Below are 19021 nucleotides of genomic sequence, written 5' to 3' on the forward strand. Positions count from 1 at the left end.
ATTGGTATATGGTTAGGTATGCAACACTCAAGCTCCTCTACTTAAGGACTTCTGCCACTCTGTGCCCACTGCATAAATTCTAAGATCGCGTCTATTTTTGTGTCTAAAAAACAGCAAGCCGGGCCTTGCGAGTGTTATACCAACTATGTGCAGTGCTGCAAGTATTACCAAAAGTGCAAATGGCCGCAATAAAGCCGCGCCCAGCTCTCTCGAGATATTTATCCTATTAACAAAGAGCATGTAGCATATAGTGTGCATCAGTAGCGTGTCCAGCAAAGCAACGGCCACACAAGAGGTTAGCATCCTGCTGCCTAGGTACTCTCTGATTATTGACTCTATACCACCGTACTGGTCGTTGCTTTTGTAATTGTTCATGATGCCCCTGAAGCGTCTGTCCAAGACGCGGTATGACCTTTCCCGCAGTGGCGGATGTTACACCTAGCAGTCTACTATTATAGGATTACACATTGGTTAACCTGCCATCGTTTAGTGCCGTGCATCAATCTGTGCTTGGTTACCTACCAACGATGCGACACTTGGGTGATGTTTGTAGCCTATAATAGGCATGTCTACAACATGTGGTGCGGCTGTATCTCACAATTGCTAAAATTTAGTATATTTGTCTTGCAATCACACGTTTCCATGTGCTACAATACCGCCGCGAGTGCCGTAGCGCACGGGGTGTGCGGTTATCTGTTTTCCCGATAGTGGGTTGTTTCTCAATCTCTCGAAAACTTTGCGTCGTGCCCTATGGTAGCCTGAGGTTTATTTTTGTGTGTGTGTTATGTCGGACAATAATCAAGGACAAGTTAGCTCATCAGAGCAGGGTAGTTCATCATATGTGATGGATACATCCTGGAGTACATTCAGTGGTGCAGCTACACCAGGAGGACAAGCTTCTAATCAGGAAGCTAGTCAGTCACCCGTGGAGCAACAGGAAGGGTCACAGGGTCAAGTTAGTTCATCAGGACAAGTTAGCTCATCAGAGCAGGGTAGTTCATCATATGTGATGGATACATCCTGGAGTACATTCAGTGGTGCAGCTACACCAGGAGGACAAGCTTCTAATCAGGAAGCTAGTCAGTCACCTGTGGAGCAACAGGAAGGGTCACAGGGTCAAGTTAGTTCATCAGGACAAGTTAGCTCATCAGAGCAGGGTAGTTCATCATATGTGATGGATACATCCTGGAGTACATTCAGTGGTGCAGCTACACCAGGAGGACAAGCTTCTAATCAGGAAGCTAGTCAGTCACCTGTGGAGCAACAGGAAGGGTCACAGGGTCAAGTTAGTTCATCAGGACAAGTTAGCTCATCAGAGCAGGGTAGTTCATCATATGTGATGGATACGTCCTGGAGTACATTCAGTGGTGCAGCTACACCAGGAGGACAAGCTTCTGGTGGCACAGTTGATTGGCAAAAAGCAATATCTGACAAGATCGGAAGCCAGGAGTACATGGATGCTGCTCGTTCCATCATAGCTGTAGGGATTTATGCTGCACAGACTGCGATAGCGAACAGCTTGGGTAGGCAGTCCCCAGGTGATTGTGAAGATGTTGAAAGGATAGTATTTGATAACCTTACACATAGCCACCTTCATGACAGTGGTCTTTCGCTGGGTTCCATAAGACTCATTTTCAGGAAGATTGAGGATGCACTTGAGTTACGTGATCAGAAAATTTGCGATGACTACGCCGGCCATCTTGCGCAGGCGGTTGTTGACGGCGCGCGGCTTGCGGCTGCCATTGAAAGTGGTTCTGCTGAAGGTAGAAGTCTCGTTGAGTTCATAAAAACAGTTGAGGATTCATATTCCGAGTACGGTGCTCTGGTAAGTAAAGAGTTTGATCGTAATGCCAAGATAAAAGAAGAGGACCTACGCGCTTTTGTTGACTTTGTATTGGGTAGTGTGCCGTACAATACAGGTGATGCAGCTGCGGCTAAAAGCATATTTGATACACTTTCCAGGTATGTTGAACAATACGGTGTATCGTACAGTTGGATAAGTGGTCCTAATGTCAGGTATTTGCGTGTGGCCGTATATGTCGCTGAGTGTGGTAATCTCCAAATAAGCGAGGCAGCGGTTACCGATGCAGTAGCTAGGTTCAGGACACTGCTGTCTGATACTCCCGTTACCAGTGTGCAGCAAGAGGAGACCATAGAGCTTGATCGCGGGACTGGGGCTCCGTCAGTTGATAGCTTTACTTCTGTAGTACGTGACAAGGTTGTTGGTCCCGCAAAGGAAATGGCGACAAAGGCCCATAGAGAAATACGCGAGAGGTATATGGTGACATCTTTCTCTGGCACTGAACGGCTTGTCATGACTATCTCAGCCCTTCTTGCCACAATATTTGCTATCTGCGCGTGTTTGGAGCCAGGGATAATAGGGGCGTCTGGCCCACTGGTTTGGGGTTGTCTTGCACTAGTTGCAGTGTTGCCGCTTCTTGGTATGGCTGTGCACACGGCAATTGATGCCAGGGATAAGAAAAAGACGTCTGGTTATGGGCAACGGGTTGCTGCGCGAGAGGAGAAGAACGGGGGGTCGTTCCGTTCGATGCTGGAGGAGGGTCGGCGCATTCCCAAGGTGGTTACCGGGCTGTGCACGCTTGCGTTTTTTGGCGCCGTCATTGCTTGTATGTGTGTTGATGCGAAACGCGGGACATGGCACGGTACTGCGCTGCTCTTGGCTGCTCTGGTGTTGTTTGCGATTGGTGCTGCCGTTGTAATGAAAACAGCGCGTAGCTACTCGTTGGTGGAAGAGGAGTATGACACTGGGCTTGTTACGAATAGTGCAGATAGAATATTGTCTGCACGTGGTGACCAGCGTGTTGTCGGAAGCATTTTTGGTGAGGACAGAGAAGAAGTCGGTAGGGCTGGTGTTCCTAGCACTTTCGTGTCATCGATTGGGGGGGCTTCTCCTATAACTCCTACTGATGCTGCTGTGCAGGGAGCTAGCGTGCGGTGATAGCGTAGCTTCTCACCCTTGCTGCTGCGGATTCTGGCTTCATAAGCGGTGGTATTAGCGGCTGTGGCAGGGTGGACGGATGTCGTTAGTGGGGGCAGGTGATGAGTCGCCGCAACGTTCTAGGTGGCTAGGGCCTGCAGGGAAGTGCGCGGCAGGTCCATGTCGTCCTTTTCCGGCCTTGTGTAGTTCGTTGTAGCACTAGCGGCCTTGGCGGCCGCGGTGTTTGTGCGCGTACAGAGCCGGCATACGTTTCCGTCGTGCTGAGTCGGGGGTCTTGTAGCACTAGTTTTATTGGTGCCTTTGGTTGTTTGGGCTGTGCGCTCGGCAATTAGGGTGTGTAACGAGGATAGGGGCGCTGTACAAGACTGCGATGTGCGGGAGAAGTGGGTTCTCAAGGCACGCTCGGCGGGCACCGTGGTCTTCATGAGCGCTGTGGTAGCGATGTTCGTGTGCCTGTGCGTGGAGATCAGTGTTTTTGCCATGCACTCTGGTGTGTGGAGTGAGCTATGGACGGCCTTGCTGTTTGTCGTGGCGATGGCGTTCGCACTAGCTGGAGTGTCGGCACTGGCGCTATGGTCTACGGAGAGAATGATTACAGAGGAACTTAACTGCCCGCTGACGAAGCAGTGTGATGCTGAGACCTTGCATACAACGGTTGATGCTGAGTCCACCTCTGATGGTCAAAACTGGGTGCAGCTTTCCGCGACGAGAGCTTTTGGACCAAGTAGAAGTTGGATGGCGCCCTTTCCGGCGCTTATGCGTGCCGGTCAAGTTGAATTTTTAGTCACCTGCGGGAGGTGTGAGGAGATTTCAGGCGGCGGCCTGCGCGATCTTCTGGTGTCTGGAGGGTGGCAGACGTGTTTGATGTATGAGGTGTGTGATGGATGAATTACTGCGACGCTCTGGAGAAGGGTTGGGATCATTTAGAGTTGATCCTGCGAAGGCGACAGTGGCTAGGGCCTGCAAAGAAATGCGCGACAGATCTATGTCGTCTTTTTCTGGTTCTGGGCAGTTCATCGTGACATTGGCGGCCCTTATTGCCGCTGTGATTACTATTTGCGGTGTGTGTATGCAGCCCACGTTCACTGGCAGTGTACTGGGTTGGAGTTGTTTAGCATTTGTGCTGCTACTGTTGCTTGCGGTGGCCATTGGAGTGGTAGCGGCCAACAGCAGAGAAGGTGTTATTGCAGAGGAGGATATAAAAATAGTTCGGTCTTCAGGGAGGGGTTATCGAGGGCCACTTGATGATGGTTGTTCTGAGGCTATGGGCGTGTTGACGTGCATATCCGCACTTGCATTCATTGGCGTCATGATTGCCTGCATGTGTATTGATTATAAGACACGAGGATGGGGTAGTGTCGTGTTTGTGGCTATGTTGGCGCTATTCGCTATGGTTGTTGTTACCGCAGAGCCATTACGTGGCCCCACGATAGTGCAATGCGTTCCTGACGAAGTTTACCACGTAACAGTTGACCCCATGCCCGCTCCTAATACCCAGCAACCGGTTGTAGCTTGCCACGAAGGCACGGGTCAGATGAAAGCCGAAGCTGATGCTTCACCGGGCACCTTTGTAGTGAATATTGGGTTGGACTCTCCCGGTTCCGATTCTGGGACCGTCTTGAGAAGTTTTGTTGTGTCGGGGCTCCTCTCGCCGCAGTCACAGTGTAAAGTTTGAGCAGAGACACCGCGCGTCTTATGATGCTCTGTGTGATCGCGCACTTGTAGCGGCAATTTCTACCCCGTTTAAGGCTTTTCGGGTGGTTTCCCCCACGAGTTTTGCGGAGAGTGGGGTTGTGTTTACGGTTGTACCCACTGTAGGGGTGCATGGGTCTTAAATACGTTTATGAAAGTGTTAGTATGTGCTTGATTCCCCGCGCAAAAGCGGCGGGGTGTGTTATTGGGTAAGTGTAATGAGTGAGAGTAGAGTGCCGTGGCTTATAGAGCAAGCATTTTCGGCCTTTAGGACCAGTTATGAGTTTTCAAAATCGGCAATTGGGAACCATGATGCGAAGAATAATGTGGGTGGTTTAGCACCTTTGATGGCTTTTTTGATCTTCTTCTTGCTGATTTGTTGTTATGCGATTGATGCGGAGCTAGGCTTTTTGTGCAAGTCAGTGTTCTTCTAAGGAAAATATGCGTTATGCAACGTGACTATACACATCGTCAAGACCAGGAGGAGCCAAGGCTGTGCACAGTAGCTGGAGCCATTGGAGGGTTGTTGCCTTTTAGCGGGATTGCAGCGTCCAATATACCTAGAAGCACAAAAGCCCGCAAGATGCGGACTCCAAGTTACATCGATACGACGAAGACCAAAACAAAGCGGCCTAGATTTCATTGCCCCAAAGTGGCTGTTGACGGTAGGGGTGCGGCAGTGCCCGCAGCGCTTGTAGTGATTACCTGCTGTTTTCTGGTAGAGCTCATATGTGCTACTGTTGCGTATTGTGGTGCAGTACCGGCTGCCATTACGCCTTCGGCATGGTTGATTGTGTATCCAACTTTCGGTCTGGCGTTTATTTGTGTTGTGTGTGTTGCGTGGATGCGGCGTAGACGCAACACTTTCGTAAGATTTGCAGATGCGGCATTATCGAAAAAACCATCTGACAATATTCTTACGCTGAAAGCAGTGCTGGTCATATTGTTTGTAACGTGGAGTCTTTGCCTGGTGGCCAGCCTTCCAAATTGGGAAAAATGGGCGGGAATAGCAGATACCACCATATGCTGCCTGCCGGTCGCTGCCCTACTATTGCTACTTTTCGGGTTCTTTTTTGAGGAAGCGTATCCGCAGTGCGAAATGTGGACCATGCCTGCAGATTCTGTGCTAGCGAAAGGCTCGGCGACTTCACCGCAAACAGACAATACAGATTGTAAGATGTTACCACCTAAAGTTGATACGGAGTTGGCGACACCAACTGCGCACTCTGTGGAAGAAGAAAAAGAGCGTGAATCGAGCGAGATCCACACTCTGCGAATGTTATATCCTCTTGAAGGGCATTTATTGAACTCAAATCTGCGGATTTGGCCGTAAGCTCCCTTTTATCTACTTGCTGGCTTAAGGTTCCAGCGTTCCACGATGCATTTGTTGTGGTTATGGGCCTGGTGGACGCGATACATAGGTCTTGTTTAAATTATGAGATTTGTTTCAGTGTAGTTCACAACGACCGGACAAGTGTGGCGCGTCATTAAGTTGCGCGTAGGTGCGGCGGCTCTGGCGCCTTAAAGCCAGAATTTAGGTGAGGGTACTAACTCCCTGCTTTTATGGGATGTGCGTACAGTAGCCACATTTTTCAAATATTTTAAAATTAATGTATTTTATTGCAAGTACACGTGTTCATATGCTAAAATCCCCCGCGAGTGTCGTGGTGCACAAGTTGTACACGTGTTGTGTGGTTGCCTGTTTTCCTGGTCAGAGGGCGTCTGTTCTGTGTTTCGTGGGTGCTGTGCGGTGCTCTAGCGTTCATTTTACGGTGTGTGTGTTGTGTTAAAGAAAAATAATCGGCCTGGCAGTAGCTCGGAAACGTACGAGAAGCAGGGAGGAACTGTCAGGCTTAGCGGTAAGGTTCCGTCAGCCGTCGGTACTTCAGCTGCGCGTACCAGGGTTGGTAATTCTGCTAAGAGAGTAGTGGCCATGACCCGGAGAGAAATACGCAAAAGGTCCATGGAGTCTTTTTTTGGTGTTGGGCAGTTTGTAATAACAGTTTCGGCTCTAATTGCCGCGATATTTGCCGTTTGTGTGTGCCTAAAGACTACACTTGCCGGGCCGTCCGGCGCGCTAATTTTGGGTTGCTTAGCATTGGTCGTATTGCTGCCGTTGCTCGGCACGGCTATGTACGCGGCAATACAGGATGAAAGAGAAGGTGGCGCTGTAGCCAATTATGTGCGGGTTGCGGATGGATCTTTGTGGGAAAGCCGGTCAGCGTTGGATAATCAGCATCCGTCCATGGGCGTGCGCGCACTAGCATGCATGTCTTGTCTTGTGTTTGTTTGTGCGATCATTGCCTGTGTGTGCCTTGATGTCAAGAACGGGACGTGGTATGGCAGTGCGCTGCTTTTAGCTGCAATGGCGCTGTTCACGGTTGCTGCGGTTGCAATTGGAACGCAGCGCTACTCGTCTGTGGTGCCGAATGATGCTGAAGTTTATCGGGTTGATGTAGATGTATTGGCTGCGCCTAGCGGTGATCGACAGCCAGGTGCCGCTGGAGCTACTTTAGATAGTCGCCAGGGAGACGCTACTCCTGGTACCTTTGTGTCATCAGTTGGGTTAGGTTCTGCTGTAGCTTCGGGCGCTGGGGTTTCGGAGCAGCAGGTTGCGTCACATCGTGCCAGGGAACACGGCGCTTCCATTGCCATCTACTAGGTATAGTGGGCAGGAGTAGGGGTTGTTATGGCCTCTGAGCGTACGTTTTCAGTATTCGGGATTGATAGTAGGCCTGCGAGGTCGTCCGTTGGCAGCTATGACATAGGGGAGACGCGCGGTGGCGCAGAGTGCTGCGTGCTTCTAGTGTCCTCTATAATTTTCTTCCTGCTGGTTTACGGCTTGGTTGCTGCACGTGTTGGTTCCTCGGGAAAGCTTGCAGTGGGCATCATGGGATGTGCACTTGTTGCATTTCTCGCTGCCGCGCTCATTCTTCTGCCCATTATGGCATTAAGGGATTTGGGCCGCGGCAGCGACAATCGGTCTTACGATTATCTCGCCTTATGTTACGAAGCCGATGATCAGTATGGTGCGCGCTCTAACGGTAATACCGATCTTTGCGGTAAACGTGTAACATACAGGGTTGTCGTGCTGTGTGCGCTTGTTGCTGCGTTGATCATTGGCGCAATACTTTATGCTCTCTCTAATGCTACTGCTGCGCATTTTGCGGTTGTAGTCATGATTTTTATCATGGCCAGCTTACCTGCTGTTACGATGCTTATGTGTGACGATGTTGTGGAGCATGAAGGCGGGCGACTGCACGCGATATGTACATTAGTGGAGGGTGTTCCCCCAGATATGAGCGCATTCTTTTCACATGATTGTGACCCCGTGCCTACCACTTTAGCGTCAGAATCTGAAGTTGCTGTAAAAGGGGTTGTTGCGTCCAAGTCTGCAGAAAGTCAATCAAAAAGCATTCGGTGACTTTTGTTTAAGTGACAAAAAGTGACTACTACTGACCGAGTCATTTTAGCTATGGCGCAGGTCTGCTCAGCGCGTGCGATATTATGCTGTATGCGTCGCACAACACACGCTAATGTCAGGAAGCCAGAGTTGTTGAAGGCGTTCGACTTCCTTAGAATGGACTGTAAGATAAGCTAATACCAAACATCAGGTATATTCGCAAATATCCTGATTATCTACCAGTAAAGCTGTAGCCATTTAACAAAATCTCTTGCTTTGTGTTGCTGTGTAATACACATGCCAGCCATGTTTGAGGGCGGCAAGGTTGGTCCGGACCATGTTTACTGCAAATGTAAACGCTGCTTGCGTTCGATACTTCTATATACGTAGCTGTTGGTGCTTTGTGTGCAGCATTGTGTTGTGATCTCAATGTTACAGAAGGTGAAGGCCGCGTATCCGTTGGCAGTTTTTCTCTTTATCTCAGATTTCATAATAGCAGAGAAGAGCTGAAGTAGGTGCGGGGAATAAGGCGTTTTCAAGGTAGCCTATTTGTGACATATGCCATTTAAGTATGTAATATTTGTGCAAGAATCCAAGACTGGTAAGATGACATTGGCACATGCAGCACGCCCAGACTCCAATTCACCATTCTCCTTTGGCCAAACATACACACCGCATACACATAGTTGTTGGTTGCATAGCGCGGTGGAACGTCGTTTAAACTTGTACGTGTTCGGTGGAATTCCCTCCTATCTATACGGGTATTACTTCTCATAATACTCCCCGTTTTCCTGCAAATTTGCTGTGAAAGTTTGTTTGTGTAAATGATGATTATGATATTTCCCTAAAATGCCCGTCCTTTCTAGAGTTTACAGATATAAATGATGTTATACACTTGTAATTTTGGATATTTCATGATAAATAGTAAAAATATTCGATATTAAGCGGCATTCTCGTTACCAATACGGAAGATCTTAGGGCTTTTCCCACATGGTGAGACGGATTTATAGCACATTTTACATGAGCTTCACCATGTATCTGGCTGTTCTTCTTCTCTAGTTGTGTTGGCAGCGATAAGTCTGCGCTTCCGAGGATAATTTATTTGTAATTGGTGAAATATATGCCGGATCAAGCTTCTCTGGGCCTGTTGGGTGACGACACAAGCAGTATAGGTTATACGTTGTTGGACTCCGAAACTGATACTCCACGAAGGGGAGTGCGAGAAGCAATTATTCTGGCGCTGTTGCTTATCATTGCGGTTATGAGTACAGTGCTGGCGGTCGTATACTCCGCTAATTCAGAAGCGTTAGCAGTCTTCGTATCCGTTGCAGTTGTTTTTGCTTTAGCATTTGTGGGTGTTGCTATTCGGTATGCTGCTTCACTCAGAGCTAATGCGGTACCTGCTGAGGAGCAACAGCAGGGTGCATCACCAGAAAGATCACACCAACCTGCACAGGAGGTTGCGCAGCAGCCGGGCAGTACACCAGATGAAGCACCACATCGCGGTGAAGCGGCCTCTGATGACGATATTGCACCTCCTCGTTCTGGGAGTGTTTCCCAACCTACAACTACTGCACCATCAGGTATTGAAACTTCACCCAGTGCTGCGGACCTAGATCGCTATAGAAGTACTTCTCAACCTACGGCTCCTTCACCGAGAGATGATATTGCACCTCCTCGTTCTGGGAGTGTTTCCCAACCTACAACTACTGCACCATCAGGTATTGAAACTTCACCCAGTGCTGGTGCGGAACTCACTCGTTCCAGGAGTACTTCCCAGTCTGTAGCCCCTTCATCAAGGGTTGCGAACCCGAATCGCTATAGGAGTACTTCCCAACCCACAGCTCCTTCACCGAGGGATGATATTGCACCTCCTCGTTCTGGGAGTGTTTCCCAACCTACAACTACTGCACCATCAGGTATTGAAACTTCACCCAGTGCTGCGGACCTAGATCGTTATAGAAGTACTTCTCAACCTACGGCTCCTTCACCGAGAGATGATATTGCACCTCCTCGTTCTGGGAGTGTTTCCCAACCTACAACTACTGCACCATCAGGTATTGAAACTTCACCCAGTGCTGGTGCGGAACTCACTCGTTCCAGGAGTACTTCCCAGTCTGTAGCCCCTTCATCAAGGGTTGCGAACCCGAATCGTTATAGAAGTACTTCTCAACCTACGGCTCCTTCACCGAGAGATGATATTGCACCTCCTCGTTCTGGGAGTGTTTCCCAACCTACAACTACTGCACCATCAGGTATTGAAACTTCACCCAGTGCTGGTGCGGAACTCACTCGTTCCAGGAGTACTTCCCAGTCTGTAGCCCCTTCATCAAGGGTTGCGAACCCGAATCGCTATAGGAGTACTTCCCAACCCACAGCTCCTTCACCGAGGGATGATACGGAATTTGTTCGCTATAGGAGTACTTCTTACCCCATGGTTCCTTCACCTGGAGCTAGTGCGGCATCTGCTGAGGGCCTACAACAGGATGCATTACATCGACTTACACAAGAAATTGCGCGACAGCTGCGCAGCACACCGGGGACAGCGTCACGTCGCGATGACATATACGCCCAGGAAGAGGATGTGGCACTTGCTGCGGGTTCTTCAACCGATGCTGACTGCGTGTTTATACGACTCTCCCCGGTCGAGTGGTCTTTGTTGCGAGATAATAGAGAAGTTGCGCATATTCGGGAAATACTTGATGGTGGGCAGGCAATCGAGGCCCCTCGACTTTTTCATTGTGATAACAAGCTTCACGTACTTGCCCGTGATGGCGCAATTTTTAGGATTGATAGCGCAAGTATAGTGCCCGCTGAATACCTGGATTCTGCTGCAACACTTGGGGATGCATGGATGCTGTTACGGCCACAGTTGCCAGAGGGACAACGTATGGTCGGGCTAGCGCGTGAAGTTGATGCTAAATGTGGTGAAGTGCATTTTCCACGCGGTATGCACTATGTCGTAGCCCACTGTGGGACGCTGGCTGGCACTATTAAGAAAGTGATGTTGGACCGCGATTCCACAGCGCTACCTGAGTCTCCAGAAAGTAGGATGCGGCTATTTCACCAGTATGTTGCTCTGCACTATGGCCTCGCAAGTGAATTAACTAAAGCGCAGAAAAGTGGTGGGGTGCCATTAGAAACCGTGCGTCGTTTTATGAGCAGTCCTGCAGGGGCCGAGTTTGCACGCGACCTTCTTGACTATCGGGCAGAGTTTCAGGTTTCTGTAGAGCAAGATGAGCACATACTTCCAGAGCATAGTCTGTTCTTAAGCGATGCGCTGTCTGTTCTTGACTCCCTTGACCAGGAAGAAGTTCTCCAGTCCGATGGGGTATCTCAGGAAGTCATGTGCATGCTTTATTCTCTTTCCGGTGCCACATACCTTGTAAAGAGCGATTATGACGTTGCGCCTGCGGTCATGAATGAACTTACGGAAAGACTGACTGCAAAGTTCCTGGCCGACGCAAATTTCAGAGGTGCACTTATAGACCTTGCTGTACGTGAGGTGGTAGACGTTATACTCAAAGAGCAATTACCGAACCAGACGGCGGAAAGTGATCAACCGAGTGTGCTCGGGCTGGATGGGGTACTAGCTCAGATTTCCAGCAGGCGGGGAATGCCATGGATGTGTCGTGCAATTCCTGGACTTGCCCAGAGTGTTGCTACTGCTGTGCTAGGACTTTGTGGGGCACGTGATACCAATAATCGCAACGTGGTGAGTCCTGGTATAGTGAGCCAACTACACATCATTCCTGGTTTTGATAGAGTAGCTACAGGGGCCCGTTTTGCCGAGGAAGGCACGAAAGTTTCCGCATGTTATGAGCAGCTCTGTTTTGATACTGCATATAATATGGCGCTGCGACCTTTAATTGTGGCCGCTGCCGCGGCAGAGGCTGTGCAGAGGTCCGAAGCTGGGCGGGGAAAAACAGCTACAAGAGAGAAAGAGGATTTTTTTGCATTGGCTGCTGAGAAATACCGCAATGCTTCGGGTGTGGCCAATGCTGCTGAGCGTGCAACGACTATCATGGGTTTAATGCCTGTGCTGACGCGCGATGATGTGGAAGAGATTGTGGCCCATACCACAGCTGCCTGGATTGGGTACGAGTTTGGTGACCTGGCACGGCATTACCTCAGCGCAATAGTGCGGCGCGATGTTGGTGCGAGTGAGTATGTTGCCAGATGGTTGCGGAATGACGCTCTATGCCAAGAATCTCTCTTTTCCTCGGCCTTTAGCACCGAAATTAGAGATTCCCTATTCTACACACGGGGAGTTGATATTATTGCCATGTCGGAAGGGCTGCAACCGGCGTTCGGCGATTTACTAACCCCGCAGCTTTCTGCAGAGGATGCTCAGACAGTTGCTAGAAGAGCTTCATCGAGTAGTGCGGAAACAGAGCGCAGTTTGCCTGGTCGTAGTGAAGGAGCTGTAGGCCGAAAAGCGCTTCTGAGGCGAGCAGGTTCCGTGCTGGCTCTGAATGAGGGCGAGGGCACTTCTGATTTCCCTGCGGTGGGTGGAATAGGTGATGAGAGAAATGTAGTAGATGACACATCATCAGACCGTGTCATATTTTTTCTCCGTCCGGTTGGTAATGAGAGAATAAGGGGGGATGATGCCATTGCCAAATATGTTAATGAAGTGCGGAATAGTGGCGGCGCAAACGTTGCGCCACAAGTTTTTGGTGTGGACAGATCGTTCTATATAGTTGGGTGTGATGGTAGTCTTTTTGAACTTGTGACTGCCGATATTCTGTATGCTGGGCGCAGAGCCAATTCCGTAGCCATTCCTGATGGAGCTTCATGGGTTCTGGCACGTACAGACTGCACTCAGACTGGGAGTGATCTACACATTACGGCCCGCCCACGTTTTACTCTAAGAGTTCAGGACGAATACGACTTTCCTCGTAGTCTACGTTACTCCGTTGCTCACGCTGATAAGCTTGAAGTAGTTCTAAAGAAGCTCATGTTTCAGCTAAACGCCCCAAACATTGAGCCTCTGCATCTGAGGCGAGTATGCCTACTACACTATATTGGGCTTCAACGCGCACTTGTTGCTAGCCTTCCCGGAATAGGAGGGGGAGAAGCAGAAGAACGAGCAGGAGTGCCAACGGAAGAAGCGCTGCGTTGTTTTATGCTTCTTAATGATATAGGAAACGGTTTTGCTCGCGACCTTTTAGACTACCAGGAAGAGCTTGAAGCTATTTCGAACGATGAGTTGAACCTTCCAAAGGCGGAACGTGACTTTTTGGCCTCAGCCCTGACTGTTGCTCGAAGTCACAGCACAGAAATTCTCTCAGATAGCCCCGGTAGTGTTCCATTGGAGACCATGTGTGGGCTATATGCACTTACCGGTGGCAATCTGCTGTTAAAAGATAATGTAGTGCAAGATATACAGGCGAATAGAGGATACTCAGAATTATTCTGCAATTTTCTGGGTGATCCGGGCTTTAGAGACACGCTCATTGCCCTCACTATACGGGGTGTAATGGCAACAATGGAGAGGGTAAAGCGCGAGAGACCAGACCTGGAGGATCCTAGAGCGTTTTCAGATGAAGTACTCCGTATTGCCTATAGTGACACAAAAGGTAGCACGCTTCCAGCGATTTGCAGGTCCATTCCCGGACTTGTCGAAAGTGCAACAGCTGTATTGGCCGGGTTTTATAATCCACAGAGCGCAGAGATTAAAGTAGCTGACCACGGGCTGCTTGCGCACATGCACGCGATTCCCGGCTTTGGCACGGCGGATTTGGGAGGGACAGAGACTGGTAGGGGAAGACAGACTGCGCACCAGTGCGAGGTTCTTCGAGAGCATGGCGCCGGTGCGGAGTATGCGCTGCCCGTAATAGTGGCACGTGCAGTGATGCGCGGTGAGTCTATGGAGAGCCACTTCAGCGAGGTATATGCTGAATATGAACGTGGAGAAGAAAAGATTTCCAGCGTTACTGAGTGTATTACACAACTCAGGCAATACGTGCCCACACTTGAACATTCGACTTTGCGAGAGTTGGTTTATAACGCTTTTGCTACCGGGGTTGGGTCTATGTTTGGTTACAACCCGCAGAGCTATTCTCAGCAGGCGTTCTTGGAGATTGCGCGTAGTGCAGCGGGGCGGGTTAGCGCACTGCTTGCACGCAGAGCGTTAGAGCTTCCCGAAAACCTGTGTTTCTCCCAACTAATGGGGCAGAGGCTCTCAGCGTGCATTGAGGCCGGTTCTGAAGTTTTAGGTGTATCGAGTGACCTATATCCCGCGTTTCGTGGTGTGCTTAGGACCCCATTACCTGGTTATAACGATAGCGAAAGGCAACGAGCTGCCAGCATGACTCCTGAGACGATGCATGAGATTGCAGAACGCGAGTCGGCGCGCGTTACTCGAGCTTTGCAAAATGCTTCTGGTGTAGGTGCACGCCTCAAAGCTGGGGCAAAAGTTCGCGCTCATTATATGCAAAATGCGTACAGCGCTGAAAACTTTGTTGCGGATGAGAGTATCAGTGCCGGTTTACTGTCAACTAGTTTACCGGATTCACTGCCTAGTTTGTCACAAGCTGCACCAATAGTGCAAGATTCACGCAGTGCATCCCCGGTGCGTGGCGATAACACTCCTGTAGCGGAGGCTGGGAGTGACGAAACGGGTATGTTCTTCTCAGCTAATTTTGGACAACCAACTGTTGAGCCAGCTAGTGCTGCACCGGTCCAAGAGGGTTTGGCAGAGCAAGATTCACGCAGTGCATCCCCGGTGCGTGGCGATAACACTCCTGTAGCGGAGGCTGGGAGTGACGAAACGGGTATGTTCTTCTCAGCTAATTTTGGACAACCAACTATTGAGCCAGCTAGTGCTGCACCGGTCCAAGAGGGTTTGGCAGAGCAAGATTCACGCAGTGCATCTCCAGTGGGTGGTGATAGAACTTCACTGTCAGATACTGACAATGCTGGAGCAGAATCGCCTCAACCCGTTGTTGAGGCTGTTGAGCCAATTAATACTGCACAAGTGCGGGAAAGTCTCACAGAAAGAGGTTTTGACGCAGTTGATGCGGTAGGTGGTCCTGCTACTGAGTTACAGCAAGCCACGGCTATTAGAGTTGGCGGCCGTTTACGACGCTCGTCTCTTTTAGGGGAGAGCGATGTGTTGAGGGTGAGTGAGAACGTAGCGTACGTTGGCGAAGAGGCCCTAAGAAGGCATGACAGCGTCGCGGATCCCCGCGTAGTGCTTATTTTGGAGGAATTCGACGTTAATACACTGCCGAACACACATCTGGTAAAGGCGAGGATGTTGGCTGCCATGAGACAGAGCGCTGGTGATGCCGCTATAACGTTCTATCAACAGCATATCGAATTGCCGGAGAATGGCTGCGATGCGCACACTTTTTGTGTGATGAACGGCAAGAGCTTCAAGGTTGCTCCCGATGTACGTGTGGCGCCTCCCGGTAGGAGCATCGATGCTTTGCTGTCCGAAATACCTTCATCACCCACGTCTACCAAGCTTGTAATTAAAATTCCGAATATGACTAGGGGCCTATCACTCAGTGACGGTAAGCTGAATTTTCAACGAGCGGAATTTGATATTAGTGGTTTTGCGTTTCCAGCCGTACGCGAGGTAAATTGTGATGGTTTAATGTCGCTAATGCTCAACAACTACATCGCTCATGCGCGAGGTGGAAATTTACTGGGACACAGGACCCTTGACGTATATGTGGATCTTCAGCGGCAGCTTTTTGATAACTTTGTCGCGTATGGGGGAGGCCGTGACTATGAGCTTGCTGCTCCAGACCAGCGATGGCCGCAGTTTGTTCGTAGTTCTGTAGGCTCTAAATTTGTTGGTGATGTTAAGAGATACATGCGGAGCTTCCGCAATGTGCATGATGTAATGCCCGATGTGGACCATAAGACGCGTTTACACAGCATTATGACGGCAATATCCCACAACATAGTGGATGTAGGTGATGCCGGCACTTCCCTGGAAGCTTTAAAGGCGCTACATGCTCTTTCATCCGCAAGTTATGGTGTTGATTGTACGAATGCGCGGGCGGAAGAGCAAACCAGGGCGATTACTAGGAAATTCCTTGCTGATGAAGAATTTGGTATGGTCCTGATAATGGCGGCTATGGAGTCATGTTTAACTGCTCTTGCAGTGCATTTTGGTAGATCCAGTGGCTCGGGTACTCCAACTGATAACGAGACAATTCATGCCACACTAAACAGCACCGTGCCGGATATATGCCGTCGTATTCCTGGATTAACAACGGGCATTATCGGTTTGTTGCAGAGGGTTTTAGGTGTTAACCGTGGCAGCACTATAGGACAAAGTGGGCAACAATCGGCTATTGTGACGAGCGTCGAGAAATGGGTGGATGGTAGGCAAGAAGCCGCAGAGGAGATATTTTCTGGCTTTTCCCTGAATCAGTATCTCGAGAGTGCAAATGCATCGCATATGCGTAATGCGATTGTTGCATGTGCACAAGCTAAAGCCGCGCAACGCGGAGACGGGTCAAACAGGCATCGCTACTATGGTGAGGCAGTGCAAGAGTTTCTTGGTGACATGGATAACATCCCGAGTGTCGCAGAGTGCGAGGAACGCATTGGAACGGCAATAGCAAGACTTAACGATGATATGCTTGCGGAACTTGTCGTAGATTCCGTCGCGTATAAAGTTTACAAGAATCTAGTCAACTCGCACAACCCTGCATTAGGTTGTGAGGAGAATTTGGTCGATGCCTTTTATGGATACTTCGGAAACCACAGGCATCCCCGGGATGGGGCCGTGCAATTTGCGCGCGATTTAAGTACTCATAGCAAACAGGTTATCAGCAAGTTTCTCGCGGCAGAAGGGGAGATTGTACGCGAATTTTTGCCCAGCGTCATGAGTAGCCACAGTAATGTTTTATTCGTTTCTGCAGCTGCTCCGTGTGAGGTGTCTATTTGTGCGCCCGCGCAAACGCGGAATGCACCACCGCATACGCACGATCACGAGTTGACGGAAGGGGAACGTGGATTAGGTACTGCGCAACACGCGCGGTAGCCACCTTAAAAACACCCAATTTTTTAGTTTCTAATAATTTGAAGGGAGGGCTTTGCCATGAATGACGCAATGAAGCCATCTACTGGAAATGTTACTGCGCCACGGCCCACGCGGCGGCCACCAAGTGTCTTTGAGCTTTTTGGGCTTGCGGAGGTTACTAGCGAGGATGCATCAAATGCACGCATCGTACTTGTATTACAACCGATTAATGTTACCGAAATTCATGGAATTATGGACGTGGCTATTAGAAATGAAATTTTGTATGATATTGCAACGCGTGCTAATTCGCACCAGACGCCCAAGTTCTACCTTTCCACAGATAACGCTGCTGGTGGCGCAATATATTGCAACCTTTCCAGAAACATGTTTCAGGTTATTGGATATAGAGTTTTAAATCGGGGTATTAGCCTCCCTCCCGTACCTCCAGGGTTTATGCACATGATCCTCACACCGTCAATTCTCGATTATATGGTGATATCGAATAGAGGTACGCAACTTAGGGAAATTCTTGGTGCATTTCCAGCAGAGTTTCGCTGTCCAGTTGAGGTAAAACTTGCATCTATTAACCTGTTCAGATTGATGTTTATGCCTTCGCACGATGCGTATAGTGATGACAGCCCCTTTGATCTTTACTTTAGATTACAATGGAGATTGCTGAACGATTATCTGCAGTCGTTTTACAGCACAGAAATTGAGCAGCCAAGCGCACAACATTATGAGGGGGTGTATTCATACATGAGATTTGGGGCAGGGTATAAGGTTTTTAACGATATTATGCGCTGCAGGGAGGTACAACTTATGTATGATCACCCCCGTGCACTGATGCAAGCAAATACCGTAATGGTCGGTATAGCTTTTGTACAATATTGTTTAAATGTGGTCGATACTGTAGGGAATCCAGAGGAAATTGAGTTATGGGGTGGTACGGAACTTCCTGTTATGTCCGCACTGTATGCACTTTCCCGCTCGAATGTGCAGTGCATGAAAGATCTGACCGGGTTAGACAAGCAGAGGGAGATAGTTGCCAGATTATTATGCGATGCGGACCTAAGAACCGCAGTAGTAGCTGGCGCCCTCAAGGCAATTGCAACCGTGCGTGCGTCGGATACCTATAGCGGCCGTATGAGTTACGATACTCTTGTTACGCAGTTTCTTCCTTGTTTAGCGCGGAGAATTACAGGGCTACCGGAGAGTATATACGGACTTGTCCGAGTGTATTTAGATTGCGAGCCTGCGCCCAACGTTGGTATAACCAGAGGTATTGTTACCCAACTATGCTCCATTCCTGGATTTCAAAGAACAGCCGCAATATCGGAGAGCAGCGGTATCGATGCTCGTTCGATATTGTTGAATGGTATCACTCGCAGTGTTATAGCCCGTGATTCCGTGACAGGTTACACAATGATGGCCGAAGCACTTGTTCAGTCTAGAATAGGTGGTCAGGATATCGAGACTCTGTGTAGAGCGTTGGAAGAGGAGTGGGGTACGCAACATTCAAGTACTGTGCCTCCAGAGGATGCACTGAGCTTTTTAAGGCGCTCTGTTTCCCGGCTTGACGAATCTGGCCTGCAAGAACTTGTTGCAGCTATGGTCGCCGATCAAGTAGCTGCATTACTCCCAGTAGGTGCACAGTGCTCGGCTGAGCTGCTAACTAGTCCTCGTATGGGGGAAGTACGTGATGAGGCGATGACAAAGACGTGCGTGAAGGCGGGGGAATATGGTTTACTATCAGACTTTTTCCTCTCACTTATGCAAAACAGGCCAAGCACTGTTTACTCGGCGCCGCAGTTAGGGTGTAAACTGCGTTTGCCTGATAATCCTTTCCCAAGTGCTTCTGTATCTGGTATAGATGCTGCCGAACGTGATTCCGGAGTTGGAAGATAGTCACCACAGCAGGTTCAACATGGTTCACTCCGAGCACTGTATACCTAGAATGGTTTCTGGATTTAAAACTGTA

10 protein-coding genes are annotated in these 19021 nt (G+C 49.5%); 9 read left to right on the forward strand and 1 reads right to left on the reverse strand.

The window, feature by feature from the left end; genetic code table 11:
- Positions 1-27 precede the first annotated feature (27 nt).
- Positions 28-375 carry a hypothetical protein gene (locus AOV_RS01850; RefSeq protein ID WP_075138905.1) on the reverse strand — a complete coding sequence of 116 codons (348 nt, stop codon included), beginning with the start codon at positions 373-375 and terminating at the stop codon, positions 28-30.
- Between the two features lie 409 nt (positions 376-784).
- On the opposite strand from AOV_RS01850, the gene msp1a (AOV_RS01855) reads away from it, so the two are divergent.
- The 9 genes from msp1a (AOV_RS01855) (at position 785) to AOV_RS01895 (ending at position 18948) form a co-directional block, all read left to right on the forward strand.
- On the forward strand, positions 785-2959 hold the full coding sequence (msp1a, locus tag AOV_RS01855; RefSeq protein WP_117374408.1) for a major surface protein MSP1 subunit alpha: 2175 nt from the start codon (positions 785-787) through the stop codon (positions 2957-2959).
- 315 nt (positions 2960-3274) lie between these two features.
- Complete coding sequence (locus AOV_RS01860; RefSeq protein ID WP_147314693.1) at positions 3275-3847, forward strand: hypothetical protein; 573 nt, start codon at positions 3275-3277, stop codon at positions 3845-3847.
- Complete coding sequence (gene msp1a / locus AOV_RS01865; protein WP_117374409.1) at positions 3840-4634, forward strand: major surface protein MSP1 subunit alpha; 795 nt, start codon at positions 3840-3842, stop codon at positions 4632-4634. Before AOV_RS01860 ends, msp1a (AOV_RS01865) begins: the two co-directional genes overlap by 8 nt.
- A 235-nt stretch (positions 4635-4869) precedes the next feature.
- On the forward strand, positions 4870-5085 hold the full coding sequence (locus tag AOV_RS01870; protein WP_075138909.1) for a hypothetical protein: 216 nt from the start codon (positions 4870-4872) through the stop codon (positions 5083-5085).
- The gene (locus tag AOV_RS05305; RefSeq protein ID WP_158543031.1) at positions 5064-5984 is read left to right on the forward strand and encodes a cell surface protein; all 921 of its coding nucleotides are present in this window, start codon (positions 5064-5066) and stop codon (positions 5982-5984) included. Before AOV_RS01870 ends, AOV_RS05305 begins: the two co-directional genes overlap by 22 nt.
- Before the next feature lie 450 nt (positions 5985-6434).
- Complete coding sequence (gene msp1a, locus AOV_RS01880) at positions 6435-7313, forward strand: major surface protein MSP1 subunit alpha (RefSeq protein WP_233497211.1); 879 nt, start codon at positions 6435-6437, stop codon at positions 7311-7313.
- 27 nt (positions 7314-7340) lie between these two features.
- Complete coding sequence (locus tag AOV_RS01885) at positions 7341-8075, forward strand: hypothetical protein (RefSeq protein WP_075138910.1); 735 nt, start codon at positions 7341-7343, stop codon at positions 8073-8075.
- A gap of 1099 nt (positions 8076-9174) precedes the next feature.
- Positions 9175-17064 (forward strand): hypothetical protein, encoded by a 7890-nt coding sequence (locus AOV_RS01890; RefSeq protein WP_117374410.1) that lies wholly within the window; start codon positions 9175-9177, stop codon positions 17062-17064.
- Between the two features lie 57 nt (positions 17065-17121).
- On the forward strand, positions 17122-18948 hold the full coding sequence (locus AOV_RS01895; protein ID WP_075138912.1) for a hypothetical protein: 1827 nt from the start codon (positions 17122-17124) through the stop codon (positions 18946-18948).
- Positions 18949-19021: the final 73 nt, after the last annotated feature.

The sequence above is a fragment of the Anaplasma ovis str. Haibei genome (assembly GCF_002214625.1).
GTDB lineage: Bacteria > Pseudomonadota > Alphaproteobacteria > Rickettsiales > Anaplasmataceae > Anaplasma > Anaplasma ovis.

Coding starts and splice junctions, on each gene's coding strand:
- AOV_RS01850 (WP_075138905.1), bottom strand. CDS start 375: ATGAACAATTACAAAAGCAACGACCAGTACGGTGGTATAGAGTCAATA.
- AOV_RS01885 (WP_075138910.1), top strand. CDS start 7,341: ATGGCCTCTGAGCGTACGTTTTCAGTATTCGGGATTGATAGTAGGCCT.
- msp1a (WP_117374409.1), top strand. CDS start 3,840: ATGGATGAATTACTGCGACGCTCTGGAGAAGGGTTGGGATCATTTAGA.
- AOV_RS01890 (WP_117374410.1), top strand. CDS start 9,175: ATGCCGGATCAAGCTTCTCTGGGCCTGTTGGGTGACGACACAAGCAGT.
- msp1a (WP_117374408.1), top strand. CDS start 785: ATGTCGGACAATAATCAAGGACAAGTTAGCTCATCAGAGCAGGGTAGT.
- AOV_RS01870 (WP_075138909.1), top strand. CDS start 4,870: ATGAGTGAGAGTAGAGTGCCGTGGCTTATAGAGCAAGCATTTTCGGCC.
- AOV_RS01895 (WP_075138912.1), top strand. CDS start 17,122: ATGAATGACGCAATGAAGCCATCTACTGGAAATGTTACTGCGCCACGG.